This is a genomic window from Runella zeae DSM 19591 (assembly GCF_000423565.1).
Taxonomy (GTDB): Bacteria; Bacteroidota; Bacteroidia; order Cytophagales; family Spirosomataceae; genus Runella; species Runella zeae.
In genome coordinates this window covers 64,881-79,216 of sequence record NZ_AUIF01000032.1, presented here as the reverse complement: position 1 = coordinate 79,216, position 14,336 = coordinate 64,881, and the positions used below count along the sequence as shown (strand labels likewise).

Here is a 14,336-nt window from a genome sequence, read left to right as displayed (position 1 = left end):
AATAGGAATACGCTATGGAGAAGTGTTAATTGGTTGATTAATAATAAAATAAGGGCAATGTTAGTCTTTAATAATGACCGACTCTACTTTGAGATAATCGGCTATTTTTTGGATAGTAGCGGCATGATGCCCCACGCCCAAAGCAAAATGGTGGGTAGGACCTTCTTGAATCCAGCGCTTTAAAAAAGTGCGCACATCGGGTTTGAAAAAGCCGCGCGTATTGGTATTGCCAGTGGGCGGGATAGGCCCGGCGATGGATTCACCTTCTGCAATGATAAATTTCATCTTACCTTCAAAGGTGGAGTTGATACTGAGCATAGTGATAGGGCCTTCTTTGATTTTGAACTCAACTCCTGCTCCAAAACCGGGTTTGCCGTGGTATTTTTTCAAACTACGCAACACGGGCTGTCCTTCGGCAATGGCGATATTGTGGGGGCCATCGTGCCCTACCAATACAAAATCTTCTTTGAAATCGACGGGATGAAACTCCGCAAAACTACCCCCAATCCCCAATCGCTCCATGATGAGCATCGCAATGCAAGTTTTGAGGTCAGATTCGCCGCACATCGGAAAACCTGCGCCCTGCAAAAGCGAATTGCCCACAATCAAATTAGACATGACGACGCGGGTATCGCTCTCATCAGGGCCGTCATAATAGTAGGCTAGCCCGTCTAGTTTTTTGGCTTTTACAAACTTCTCCAGAGCCACCGTCACTTGGGCCGCAATGTGCAAATCCGAATCACGAAGTTTTTCAGAAATGGGGTCGGAGACGGGGTCAGGGGTATCAAAAAAAGCCAAAATACGCTCCTTGACGGCCCTTATTTCCGAATCAGTGGCATTGTAATATTGTGATACAATCTCGTGGGCTTCGCACTGTACGATGTGCAATCCAAAATGAGCCGTGAGCATGGTAGAGTCTGAGTGCATATCAAGCATAGCTTCGATAGGGTGTCCGATGTGTCCAATTTTGGAGGTTTTGAGATCGTGCAATACGGCAGCAATACGACAATATTCTTCGATTTCGGCTTCGGCGGCAGGGTCGTCGTAGAGGGTTCCAATAATCATCTGCGGCACTTTTTTTCCCATTCTGACCGCCACGCCTGCAAATTCGGGCAAGGCACAGATGTCGTCGTTGTAGAGTTGTAGGTAAGTAGAAGCATTACTATAATCCATGGCTTTGTCGGGTTGCAAGGCCACCAGTACAATAGGGATGTTGATACTTTTGATAATCACGCCGAAGGTGCTAGAAGTAGCGTAAGTAAGCATGTCACAAAAAATCAAATCCAAATTGGCGGCGTTGAGCTTAGGCACAATATCGTAGGCTTTGTTGACATCATCCACTAAACCAAAATCGATAATTTCGACATAGTCTAAGGCTTGAAGTTTTTCGATAAACACTGCCTGTTTTTGGTACATATCTTCCAATAATCCCTCAAACTGACCCCAGTATTTGAAATAGCCTACTCCAAACACCCCAATGCGCGGACGAGTTGGCTTTCGTTTTATGACTCCTGCTCTAGCTAGTGTATCGGTTTCTATAGCGTGGTTATTCTTCATTGTCTATGTGTATGTTTTATAAAAATTAGGTTGACGCACTAAGTTAAAAAAGATGTAGTTTGGCTTCTGTTACACTTTTTATGAAAACGCCTCAAGTTTCAAATTAGAGAGTAAAAGGGGGTGTTGGAATGCTTTAAAAAGGTAAAAGCTTACAAATCAGATAGTAATAGAGGTAGGGTGCTTTTTGGATGTACTCCATTCAATAGCCTGAATCCGTGGAATAAACACCATAAGCAACCCAAAGGCGCAAGGATACAAGAGCCCCGACGCAATCCAAAGCGGGCGATAAGTATACTCTTGAATCACAGCCCCCATGAGTGGATTGAGTAATAAACCCGAAATCGCGCCAGCCGTGCCAGACAATCCCACTACAGTAGAGGTAGCATTTTGGCCAAACATATCAGCAATAGCGGTGATATAATTGGTAATCCAAAAACCGTGTGCTAACATAAAAATAGACATGCAAGCAACAGCAATCTCAATAGAAGATACCCATTCGATGAGGGGTGCGACCAAAGTAAGTATGGCTGCGAGGCCCATCACAGTTTTTCGGGCTTTATTGATAGAAAATTGCCGTGCGATAAGCTGACCCGAAAACCACCCCCCTAAGATGTTTGAAACCCCCAACGCCAAAAAAGGTATCCAAAAAAGATTACCAATACGCTCAAAGGACAGATGTCGGACCTCGCTTAGGTACTTTGGAATCCAAAACATCATGAAATAAAAAACGGGATCTAATAAGAAACGAATAAGGATAAAAATCCACGTAGAGCGTTGGCGAAGTAATGTCAAAAAAGGAATCTTTTCCGTTGCTTCTTCTTTAGGAAGGTCGGGAAGGTGTTTTTTCCAAGGAATCAAAAGCCAAACTACTACCCATACTATCCCCACTAATCCTGGAATAAGAAAGCCACCTCTCCAGCCATAATGACTTGAAAGCCAAATGGTAAGGGGAGGAGCTACTACTGCCCCAATTGCTGAACCACCAATGGCGATGCCGTTGGCTAAAGCACGTTCTTTTTTATCGAACCAACGCGAGACACTCCACGCGGCTCCGGGAAAACAGCCCCCTTCGCCCATACCCAAAAAAAACCGAAAGGCGATTAATTGGCCAAAACTGTTCATGATAGCGTGTAAGCTATTGGCGATAGACCAGACGCCTACCGAAACCGCCAACCCGAGCTTTCCTCCTACACGGTCGATGAGCCATCCGCCTAGCGTAAACATCAGCGCATAGCTGATGAGAAAACTCGTATTGACCATGCCATACTCCACATCGGTGATTTTGAATTCTTCCTGAATCTTGATAATAGCAATGGATAATACCTGCCTGTCTAGGAAGCTTAGACCAGTTGCTATAAACAATAACCAAACGATGAGCCAGCGGATGTTTCTTTGCATTTTACTTAACGCACTAAGTTGTGTATAGCAAAGATATAAGCTATCTCAGATAAAACAAATAAAATGGTACTTTTTTTTTGTTAAATAGAAAAAACGAAAGAATGAAGCCTAGTGATCGGATTTTAAGAGTAGTGCCATGGTATCTTTTGGGGTACCATTTGTAATTTATCTAAAAAAAGTGTTTAGTTGTCTTCCATTCGATGTAAGACAATGTCCCCACAATAGCAGTGTCTATCCACAGATACACTATTCCTATCCATGGTATTTTAAAAAGAAAATACAGCGACAAAACCAAACAAAAAATAGCATAAGTAGCATTGCCGTAGATAAGTATTTGTATCCATCTTTTGGATGTTATTTTTCGCATCAACAAATGAAAACCATATAAAGCGAAAACCAACGCCGTAAAGCCCATCCCTGAGAGCAAAGCAGAAGGAAGCCCCAAATAGGGCTGCATGAGGTCTTTCAAGAAGAAAATCCCCGTTGCTGCTACAGTGGCAGCGATAGCATCAAACCAAAGTAGTTTTTTTAGGCGGGCTAAAGAATACATAGAGGTGACTTTTCTTAAGATTTGATGCCTCAAAAATACTAGCTATTGTGTGTTTCTATTTGAAGAGTTGAAAAGATTTGTCAAACTCTAGGAAGCCACATCCCCATTGTAGCGGCAAAAATGCCAATACCCATTAAGACGGTTAGAATCAAAATCAGCGTAGCGGTAAAAATTTGGAAAAGCGTGCGGGCAGTTTTTTGCTGGGCTTTCAGGTACATCTCAAATACCAATAGCGATACTGGAAGGGCGTAAACTAATACCGACAAAAACCACAAAAAAGGGCCGTCGAATGTATTTGGGTCGAAGCCTGCCGGGCCGCCATTGAGCAGTAGCCATGCCATCAAGTACACCCTAAAAAACCAAACCCCGCTCGAAACAAGATACAAGCGAATGGCCCATTGGCGATGTAGCGCAAAGTTTCGTTGGAGGGCGTAGCGGAGTGCAAGCACGGCAAACGCAATGATGTAGAGAGCTTGCACCGAAATAGCAATATGTTGTAAAAGTCCTCCTACGGCTCCTCTTGTCCATACCATCACAAGGCCGTCAATGCCTATAAGAACGGCCGTAAAAATATAAAAACGCCCTAACACCCTATGAAACATTCGGAATTGAGTTCGGAGTTGGGGAATGAGTTGGATAGGACCCCCTAAGACCATAATGAGCGCCAAAAAAATATGCGCTGCTACAAAGGCATTTCCTAACCAATCGTCCTGCACGTAGCCATGAGGAAGTACCTTATTCCATTTTTCGAAGTCTCCCGCCAAAGACGATTTTCCATAAAATGAAGCGATGTAATAAGCAAAAATCCATTGGCCTATGGTCGCTAAAACAAACCAAAGTTTGACACAGAAATTAAGGAACCCAATACCTCCAAAACGGTGGCGAAATGAGGAAGTAGAAGAAAGCAAAGATGTTTTCATGATTGAGGTTTTTGGTACAAAAGTGCTTCATTTGGCTCCCTTGGTAAACTCTTTTAGGATAGGGTAAATATCCGTTGATGTGGTTTGGTTGACGTTAAACCGTTGTTGGTTGACGTTCGTGGAAATAGTGTTGACCAGAAAGCTATTCTTTGGTCTATTTGCCTAATTTTACGAATGGTTAATATTGATTATCAGCGGAATGATTAGCAACTCACTCAAGACTAGTCTTTGGATTATTGTTTCTTATTTTGCCATTTGGTTTGTGGCTTTGGCTTTTGGGTGCAACGGCGAGTGGAAGTGCTTCTTCACTGCCGTGGCCATTTTCTCGTGGGCATTGAGTTTTGTTTCTTTGTTAAACCTCTTTTTATTTCATCAAGCGATTCCTTTTATCCGCACCCAACGCCGAAAGTGGTTATGGAATATACTGCTGATTGTTGTGATGCTGCTTTTGCTCAATTTAGGTTTTGTGGCTTGGTGCAAAGTGGCAGCTAAAGTATTTGGGCTTGAGCCTTTAGACCAAATGGAATTTACGGTCAAAAGCGGTAGTACGCGATTTTTCTTTCAATTGGTGGGGATTGTTTATTTTTCATTGGCCAAATTGATAGTAGATTCTTATGAGTTGAGGCTCAAAAATCAGCGGTTGGTGATAGAAAAACAAAACTCAGAATTGAGTTTTCTGAAATCTCAAATCAACCCGCATTTTCTATTCAATACCCTCAACAATATCTACTCATTGACCAGAGACAAGTCTGAGCACGCTCCTCACAATGTGTTACGACTTTCGGAAATGCTTCGCTACATGCTCTACGAAACAGGCGGAGGATTGGTGAGGGCCGACAAAGAAATCAAAATCATCGAAGACTATCTCGAATTGGAACGAATGCGCTACGACGATTCGTTGGAGATTCGGTTTTCGGTACAGACCGACAACCAACAGCAATTGATTCCGCCGTTGCTTATGATTCCGTTGGTTGAAAATGCTTTCAAACATGGAGTTTCGGAAACCCTGCATCGGGCTTTTGTTCATATTGCGCTTACGATTCGGGGGCATGAGCTTGCCTTGGAAATCGAAAATTCTAAAGATGAAAATGAAGAAATAATTACGTCTAAAGAGGGGATTGGCATCAAAAATATTCGTCGGCAGTTGGAATTGTTGTTTGGAAAGCATCAGCTTCAGCTCGAAAACCGTGGGCAAACGTTTTTTACCTATCTTTCGATTGACCTCAACAGCTATGCAAAAAATTAGGTGTATCATCGTCGAAGACGAACCTTTGGCGGTCAAAATCTTGCGAGATTACATAGATGCAATTCCCTATCTGGAGTGTCAGGGTATTTTTAGGGAGGCTATCGGGGCGAGTTTGTTTTTGCAAACGACTGCCGTTGATCTTATTTTTTTGGATATACATTTGCCCAAACTAAAAGGACTGGCTTTTTTGCGCACCCTTGCGCACCCACCGGCGGTGATTGTGACCACGGCCTATCACCAATATGCCGTAGAAGGTTTTGAATTGAATGTGGTAGATTATTTGTTAAAGCCTTTTTCGTTTGAACGGTTTGTAGCGGCAGTCAACAAAGTACCAAAATACCTCCAATCGACTTTGCTCCTAGATAATGAATCTTTTGCCAAAGAAACGGCTTTGTTTGTAAGTATTGAACGTAAGAAAGTCAAAATCGTGCTGGATACGCTGCTATACGTAGAAAGTGCCCGTGAGTACATTCGCATCGTAACAACACAAGGGGAGTTTCGCGCCAAAATCAGTACACACGAAATGGAAGCCTTACTACCCAAAGCGCAATTTGTAAGAATTCACCGTTCGTTTATCGTGGCGGTAGATAAGATTGATGTTTTTACGAAAGAAGAAGTCATGATTCAAGGTCAAGCTATTCCGATTGGGAAGGCATACAAACAGGCCCTTTTACTTTGATTTTTTTCAAAAATTATTCAAAAAAATACCCGACGCGCTCAATAAAGACGGCACGTCGGGTATTTGATAGATTGATAACACCACAAAAAACGAAAAGTATTCGTTTGAGTAATAATTTTCGTCTGAATGTTACAAATGTTATAATTTATCCTTAAAAAGTGATTAAATAGGGCTTAAAGTTTACTTAAAAAATAGAATAAGTAATTGAGTTAGATTAAGTGATACAACAAGTGTTATATTCTAACCCTATCCTTTAGGCTGGAGCCTGTTTAGGTTTTGCGTTTGAGATTAAACTTCCCAACTACTTCGCCATCATCCCTAATCATTTGCAGATTCAGTTCTTTGGAAGTAGCGTGAAGTTTGATAAGGGTACGGTTGCCTTCTACTGGGCCGCCCCCAATCACGATAGGGTAGTTGTGAGAGCTATCAGGCTCATGAGTAGCGTAGCGGTGCGTATGCCCTGAAATTTGTAAATCTATTTTGGCTTTATTGAGTACGGGGCCAAACACTTTTTGGCAATGCATCGGCCCATGCCAATCGCCGGAGTGAAAAGGCGAAATATGAATCAACACAATACGGAAAGGAGCTTTTTTGAATTCGGGCGTTTCGACTTCTTGTTCAAGCCATTTTTTTTGAATTTCGCGATAACGGTCAAAAGCCGACAGCCCTCCATACTCCCAATTGTCGTCGGTTTTGTCTTCGCCCGCATCTAGTACCACAAATCTCACAGGGCCTCGGGTAAAAGCGTAGTAGAATTTATGGTTGGGAGAGGCAAAATACTGAGGCAATTGCCTTGAAAAAGCCCCTCTTACTTCGTGGTTGCCTTGTACAAAAACAAAAGGACGCTCCGTAGAAAATACGTCACCGCAAGGTTTGAGGAGGTGCTCAATGATTTGGGTTTCGTTATTGGTGGTTTCGAAAGTATCGCCGTTGAAGACGACAAAATCAAAATCTCGGGTATTTCCCGAAAAACCATGACGATAGAGGAGTTGAGGAATGGTTTGGGGGCGGTCGTGGATGTCGTTAAAAACCACCATTTTAAACTCCTCCTCGTTGGCAGCAGGTGTTTTGAAAGAGTAAATTCCGCTCATGATCGTTTCGCCAAACTGCACCTTAGAGCCAGTATAACCCAAGATTTCGGTCGATACAATCCGGTATTTGTGATTTGCTCCTGCCGTAAGTCCCGAAATCGTAATTTTATTAATACGATTGTTGGCTTCGACAAGGCCGTCTTGATACGCGAAGGCTTTTTTGCTAAGATAAGCTCCTTCGCCATATTCGACCCAACTAAGGCTATTTTTGTGGGTAATCCACATGATTGTTATTTCATCCGACAATAAATTTTGGAGATATGGGCCTGCGACAAAACGATTTTTCTCTTCCAAAACAGCTTGTGGAGCCGCTTCACTTGCTAATACTGGCAGGGTAGTTAAGGCACTGAGCTGTGTAAACTTTTCTAAAAACTTTCTTCGATTGGTCGACATCCTTATTGTTTTTATTTTTTCTATAATTACCTATGTCAGCTAAAGTCAGAGACATTAGGCCGAGCAATAGCTTGCCCCAAACTGTGATTTGGGTCAAAGCTGGTATTGCGTCTCCGACGCACTATTTCCTTTTTAAACTTGACATATACTCCACCAAATCGACAAGGTCTTGTTGACCCATAGTTTCGTGTAAGCCCGCAGTCATGAGCGACTCGTCAAGTTTTTTCATGGACACTACTTGGCTCATTTTATAACTTTGGGTAGTGCCTCCTGGAAACTTCATTAGCAAATCAGTTTCTGTTTTGCTAGCCACAATCCCAATAGTAGTGCTTCCATCTTTGAATTTTACTTCGTAGCCTTCATACCCAAAACTAACCCCTGCACTTGGATAAAATATCGCCATGTATTGACCGTCTTTTCCTAATTTGCTTCCAATTTCGGAAAGTTTGGGTCCAAAATCTGCCCCTTCACCGTTGACTTGGTGGCAAATAGCGCAATAGTTGGCAAATACTTTTTGACCGTTGGCAGCATTGCCGCTAAGTGCAATAAGCTCGCTTACAGGAGGCAATTTCTTACCTGTTTTGCTAGGAGCGGCATCAATATATTTGGCGGCTTCGATACGTACATTTTTGCGCCATGCACTGCTCACTCCCTGTACGGCAGCGGCTTTAAAATCGCCCGTGAGTTTTCCTTCTTTCAACAAAGCCAATACCAAATCTTCGCCATCCATGCTACCGCCCAAAGCCCGAGAAGCTTCCATGCGAAGTGCTTTGGGACGTTTGGGGTCTAGAGCTATTCCTTTCAAAATATCAAGCGACTGCTTGCTTCCCACGCCGCGTAGAGAAATGACCGCGTTTTGGGCTTTAGCGGCATCCTTGCCATTGATGGCTGCCACGAGCAACGCAGACTCATTTTGTTTGAATAATTGACGCACTGCATCTCTACCGTCGCGTTGCATTGGCTTTTCGAGAGCGATTTGGAGAAGGCGTTTGCTTTCGGTGGCAGGCTCAAATCGTTGGACCAACTCCAGATATTCGCTTGTACCAAAACTCGCATCTAACAGTTTTTGAAGACCTTGCTGTGCCGCAGGAGAGGTTTTGACAAAACCAGGGTCGAGGTGGCGCAGGCAAAGCTTCGTAATTTCGTTGTCGGTATTGCCCTTCATAATAGTGAGTAGGGCGTTGGATTTTTCGACCGCGCCTGGGTTGAAATCAAACGCTCTAAAATACCGCAAACGCTCCTGCAAAGGCACTTTTGAATCGGCGGCGAGCGAGGCTAACAGAGGCACTGAGGTAGCAGTACGAGCGCGCCAAATGATATCGCGCCCTTTGGCGGTAGCTGCGGCGTTTGTGCCTCCCATTTTGAGCCAAGTACCAAAAAACTTATCCCACTGTCCATCGGCCGATACTCCCAAAGCTTCGAGGTACCAGCGGTCTTGTCCATCGTAACGGTTGGCCAATTGTACCCAAATATCCGCCGCCAAATCATCGTTGATGTGGCGTATGGCAAGGGCTATTTCGCGGCGTACCTGCGGGTCGGGGTCGTTGGCTAAAGTATTCAGATGATGAATGGAAAGTGGCAAAATCCCTTTGGCGGTGATTTGACGGGCGGCTCTGATACCCGTAATTCGAATATCAGGGTTGGCGTCGGTAAGGGCAGTTTCTACATAAGTACTGCCATTAGGTAATTTGCTCAAAAGCCACAATGCCCGTGCTTTCATACGTGGATTGGGGGCCGATTGGTACATTTTCACGAGTTCGCTTTCTGCACTTTGGCCTAGGCTTCTGATTTTATTCCAAGCCATATATCTTACTGATACATTGGGACTTTGGATGGCTTCTAAAGCCCCTGAAAGGGTATTGAAATCATGATTAGGAACTTTGTAAGGCGTATTGGGCGGTGTCACTCTATAAATACGGCCGCGATTCAAATCGCCCGCTTGGTGGCCACCCACGCCGGGGTCGTACCAATCAGCAGCAAACAAAGAGCCGTCAGGAGCTACACACACATCCGACGGGCGAAACCATTGATTGCGCTTGCCGTGGAGGACGTTGACGATAGTTGCTTTATAACCTGCGCCATTTTTTTCTACAGGGTATGCCCTTACTACATTGGGGCCTGCGTCGCAGTGAATCATTTGATTTTGAAACACTTTGGGCAACATATCGCCTTCATAAATCACCATGCCTGTAGGAGAGCCTGCGCCTGTTTGGAGTAGGTTGGGAACTACCCCGGGATCATTGAGATGCCAATGCCGCAGGGGAATTTCGGGCTCAATATTAGTACGATTGGCTGACCAGCTTGCGCCGGTCATTTCGTCGGTATAGCCATAGTTGCCGTATTCCATGACATAGTTGATGCGGACGCCTTTGTTGCCATCGTCGTCGTTGTCGGATTGCCACATGCTACCGTAGCTATCCACTGCCACTTCGTAGTTGTTGCGGAAATTGTGCCCTAATACTTCTACGTTTTTGAAATCAGGGTCACACCTGAAAACCATGCCTTGTTTGTATTTTTTGCGGTCGATAGGTGCGCCATCTTGGTCAAGTACGGGTTGTCCTTTGCCGTCGAGGAGTTGATTGCCTTCGTTGCCAAAATTAAAATACAGTTTTCCGTCAGGGCCAAAAGTAAAGGCGTGCATTCCGTGGTCGTGCTGCTCCCCTTTGATACCTTGAAAAATAATCTCTTTTTTGTCGGCTTTATCGTCGCCGTTTTCATCCGTAAACAACCATACATAAGGGCTTTGCGAAACCAGTACGCGATTGCCCATGACCAAGATTCCCAAGGGCGCATTGACCTCTGGACCTTGATAAAATACTTTACTTGCATCTGCTTTGCCGTCGCCGTTGGTATCTTCCAAAATCAAGATGCGATCCCCCTCGCTGTGGGTAGGGTTGCCAGTAATGTGAGGACGATAGTTGTAAGCTTCAAGCACCCATACTCGCCCTTTGTGATCGATGTCGATATTGGTAGGATTGGTAATCATCGGCTCAGAAGCAAACAAATTAGCTTCCAGTCCTTCGGCTACTTCCAATGCCCCAACGGCATATTTGAGGTCATGTTTTTGTTCTTGTGTAAGCGTAGCATACACGCTGTCGAGGGTATTGGAGGTGGCGCGACTTGGGTTGTCGTTTTGATAAGAAGCCGCCAATCCGCAGGTAAGAGCGATGCCGCCTAGCCCCCAGAGGTATTTTTTCATTTGTATAAGTGGTTTAGTACAAGTCTCAGGACAATTAAATGTTAAAGCAAAATGTTTAACATTTATAATGCCTTGAAGGAGGGCTAAAAAATTGGTTAACGTCGCGCATAATACATGGCAATGTTTTTTAATCGATGCCAATGTTTTGCGGCAACCCAAGGATATTTAGCTTGGGCTAAAGGGACTAGCTCAGCCTCCGAAATTTCGCCATTGAGTTCTTTATACCCTAATTCATAAATATAGTATTCAGCTTCTTTACAATATTTTTGTAGCTTTTCAGCCAGTATTTCGTCAATCCAAGGATACTTTGCATGTAATCTTTCGAAGATAGGTTTTTGAAAATTAGGTCCCCATTCGGTAGTCAAAGCCAATGCTTCGTTTAGGATTTCGTCATCGACGCCCATATTGGTAGAGGTAAGAACTTGGATGCCCATTTTGATGAGGTCAAATCCAATTTCTTGAAGAGGAGTAAATGAAGCAGGCTTTCGAGAGGGCATGGGTTGAGCGGTAAGTTGATAAAATCGCTCTTTGAGATAATCAGGGTAATGTTTGATGAGGTCGATGCTATAACACCAGCCATTGGTAAACTGAATTTGAACTTCATAAAACCCAAAAGTCAGATGTCCAAATTCGCAGCTCACTGTCCAGCGATATTCGTGCCGATTGAAATGAGGAGATAGGTAATTTTCGACTTCTATTAATTTGGTTTTGTTGAAGACAATGATTTGGGCGACTGCCAGATTTTTGTGAAGCACGTCAGCTACAATGCGCTGATAATGAAGATTGTGGATAATCTGAATGTGGTTTTTGCCAAAAATCCCCACAGGCGTATGAGAGGGAGTAGGGTACTCTGGAAATCGGATACTTTTTGTGCGGGCTTTGGTGATTTCAATTTCTCCTTTGAGGGGAGAGATATTTTCCGAAAAGGCTGGGCAAAGCACTACTTTTTCTTTGGGGACAAGATCGCGTACTCCATCGCCTCGGTCGGGTAGGAGGTAGCCTTGAGTGGTATATTCCCAATCGGCGATTTCTTGTCTTTTTTCATTACTAGCTCCGCTGATTTGGGCATGACTATAAAGTTGATTTTCAAGCTCAAACAGCGTTCCGTCGGGAAAATGAGCTACATTTTTTAAGAAAAATAATTCGTAGGGGGAGTTCATGGCTTTTTAAGAACAAAATTACGGTAAAAGAGTATTTGGCGAGCGGTGGGTTTATTATTCGGCACTTTTTTAGGATAGACGCTGTTTTTCTACCATTCTAATGGTATTTAGCTAATTATCAGCTGTTAATATTTCTATGCCTCCTACTAATAAACAACCTCAGCCTTCCCTCAAAGACCGTTTTCAGGCACTTCAATATTTGCCACCTTTTTTCAAGGAAATTTGGCACACCCAACCTTGGATGACTGCCGCCAATGTTTTTTTGCGTTTGCTGCGGTCGGCGATTCCATTTCTGACGCTCTACGTGGGCAAACTCATCATCGACGAAGTGGTAATGCTGCTCAATGCACATTCTCAGGATACGGCTCATTTGGTTTTGCTCATTGGTACAGAGTTGGCGTTGGCCTTGAGTGCCGATATGCTCAATCGAGCCACGGCTTTGCTTGATTCGCTTTTGGGAGATTTGCACGCCAATCGTTCCTCCATCCAAATCATGCAGCACGCCGCTACACTTGATTTGGCACAGTTTGAAGAACCAGTTTTTTATGACAAACTCGAACGCGCCCGCCAACAAACCGTAGGCCGAACGGCGCTACTGTCGCAGTCGTTGACGCAAGTACAAGATATTATCACTATTGGTTTTTTGGGGGCGGGTTTGGCGATATTCAGCCCGTGGCTCATTTTGATTTTGGTATTGAGTATTATTCCAGCGTTTTTGGGGGAGTTTTACTTCAATTCACAAAGCTATGCCCTATCGTATCAATGGACGCCTCAACGCCGCGAACTTGATTATCTGCGATATGTAGGGGCGAGCAATGTCAATGCCAAAGAAGTAAAACTCTTCAATTTGTCTGGGTTTCTGACGGAGCGTTTTCGGGAAGTGTCGTCGGCTTATTATGAGCAAAACAAAAAATTGGCGATACGGCGGGCTTTTTGGGGAACTATGTTGACGGCTGTCGGGACGGCGGGCTACTATGGAGCTTATGCTTTCATTGGGGTCGAAACCGTCAAAGGGGCGATTACTATCGGAAGTCTAACCTTCTTAGTGGGGTCGTTTAGGCAGCTTAAATCTTCATTGGAAGGGATTCTAAATCGTTTTACGAGTATTTCGCAAGGGGCATTGTACCTCAAAGATTTCTTCCAATTTTTTGACTTGAAACCTGAAGTAGCTTCTCCTGTCGCTCCTTTGCCTTTCCCTAATCCTATTCGAGAAGGGTTTGTGTTTGAAAACGTCGGATTTCGTTATCCAAGTAGTCAAAAATGGGTATTTCAACATCTTAATTTTAAACTGAATGCGGGTGAAAAACTAGCGATAGTGGGTGAAAATGGTGCAGGAAAAACGACGCTTGTCAAGCTTCTCACGCGCCTTTATGACCCTACGGAAGGGCGTATCTTGCTCGACGGGCGAGACTTAAGAGAATATGATTTAACCGAACTTCAACGGCATATTGGGGTGATTTTTCAAGATTATATTCGTCTGATGATGACCGTGCAGAGCAATATCGCCGTAGGAGATATCAATCAAATCAATAACCTCGACCGCATCGCTACGGCATCAGAACGGAGTTTGGCGGCGGCTTTGATTGGGCGTTTGCCCAATGGTTTCCAACAAGTCTTGGGGCGGCATTTCAACGGTGGCACGGAGCTATCGGGTGGAGAATGGCAAAAAATCGCCTTGGCACGGGCATACATGCGCGATTCGGAATTGCTCATTTTGGATGAACCTACGGCAGCACTAGATGCGCGTGCTGAATATGAGGTATTTCAGCGATTTGCGGAGCTGACAAGAGGCAAAATGGCTTTATTGATTTCGCATCGCTTTTCGACTGTTCGCATGGCTGACCGCATCGTCGTAATCGAAAATGGACAATTGATAGAATCAGGGAGCCATGAAACATTGATGGCAAAACAAGGACGCTATGCTGAGTTGTTTCAATTGCAAGCGAGAGGATATGTATGAAATTTTAAAATCTAGGTGACTACTTAGCAATACGCTTTAGGCCCTAAGCTATAAGCTTTTTATTAAAAATGGTTTTGCATCCTTAACGAGTCCCCACTGCGATTGCTTAAAAATATCGCAAAAAATGCTTAAAGCTAAGTGGCTGAAAAATAGATGTTTGTTGGCAATCAGTGGGATGTCATT

10 protein-coding genes are annotated in these 14,336 nt (G+C 44.0%); 3 read left to right on the top strand and 7 right to left on the bottom strand.

The features are described from left to right. Positions 1–60 precede the first annotated feature (60 nt). From G563_RS0108620 to G563_RS0108605, 4 genes are all read right to left on the bottom strand, one after another. A complete protein-coding gene (locus G563_RS0108620) occupies positions 61–1,557 on the bottom strand; it encodes an L-fucose/L-arabinose isomerase family protein (protein WP_028664977.1) in 1,497 nt (498 codons plus the stop codon). Positions 1,558–1,713: 156 nt separating this feature from the next. Continuing rightward, entirely contained in the window at positions 1,714–2,955 is a 1,242-nt protein-coding gene (locus G563_RS0108615) for an MFS transporter (RefSeq protein WP_028664976.1), read from the bottom strand. 169 nt (positions 2,956–3,124) lie between these two features. Further along, complete coding sequence (locus G563_RS0108610; protein ID WP_028664975.1) at positions 3,125–3,505, bottom strand: hypothetical protein; 381 nt, start codon at positions 3,503–3,505, stop codon at positions 3,125–3,127. Positions 3,506–3,585: 80 nt separating this feature from the next. Beyond that, positions 3,586–4,425 (bottom strand): DUF2306 domain-containing protein, encoded by an 840-nt coding sequence (locus G563_RS0108605; protein ID WP_028664974.1) that lies wholly within the window; start codon positions 4,423–4,425, stop codon positions 3,586–3,588. A gap of 199 nt (positions 4,426–4,624) precedes the next feature. Here G563_RS0108605 and G563_RS36815 point away from each other — a divergent pair, with 199 nt between their 5' ends. Both G563_RS36815 and G563_RS0108595 read left to right on the top strand, forming a co-directional pair. After that, on the top strand, positions 4,625–5,671 hold the full coding sequence (locus G563_RS36815) for a sensor histidine kinase (RefSeq protein WP_051210831.1): 1,047 nt from the start codon (positions 4,625–4,627) through the stop codon (positions 5,669–5,671). Beyond that, a complete protein-coding gene (locus tag G563_RS0108595) occupies positions 5,658–6,350 on the top strand; it encodes a LytR/AlgR family response regulator transcription factor (RefSeq protein ID WP_028664973.1) in 693 nt (230 codons plus the stop codon). The genes G563_RS36815 and G563_RS0108595 overlap by 14 nt, the downstream gene beginning before the upstream one ends. A 269-nt stretch (positions 6,351–6,619) precedes the next feature. Here the strand turns inward: G563_RS0108595 and G563_RS0108590 are convergent, their stop codons facing one another. The 3 genes from G563_RS0108590 to G563_RS0108580 all read right to left on the bottom strand — a co-directional run bounded on the left by G563_RS0108590 (position 6,620) and on the right by G563_RS0108580 (position 12,193). Next, the gene (locus G563_RS0108590; protein ID WP_028664972.1) at positions 6,620–7,834 is read right to left on the bottom strand and encodes a purple acid phosphatase family protein; all 1,215 of its coding nucleotides are present in this window, start codon (positions 7,832–7,834) and stop codon (positions 6,620–6,622) included. A 121-nt stretch (positions 7,835–7,955) separates the two neighbouring features. Then, positions 7,956–11,033 (bottom strand): PVC-type heme-binding CxxCH protein, encoded by a 3,078-nt coding sequence (locus G563_RS0108585; protein ID WP_028664971.1) that lies wholly within the window; start codon positions 11,031–11,033, stop codon positions 7,956–7,958. 95 nt (positions 11,034–11,128) lie between these two features. Further along, on the bottom strand, positions 11,129–12,193 hold the full coding sequence (locus tag G563_RS0108580; RefSeq protein ID WP_028664970.1) for a hypothetical protein: 1,065 nt from the start codon (positions 12,191–12,193) through the stop codon (positions 11,129–11,131). A 136-nt stretch (positions 12,194–12,329) separates the two neighbouring features. On the opposite strand from G563_RS0108580, the gene G563_RS0108575 reads away from it, so the two are divergent. Further along, the gene (locus G563_RS0108575; RefSeq protein WP_028664969.1) at positions 12,330–14,153 is read left to right on the top strand and encodes an ABC transporter ATP-binding protein; all 1,824 of its coding nucleotides are present in this window, start codon (positions 12,330–12,332) and stop codon (positions 14,151–14,153) included. Positions 14,154–14,336 lie beyond the last annotated feature (183 nt).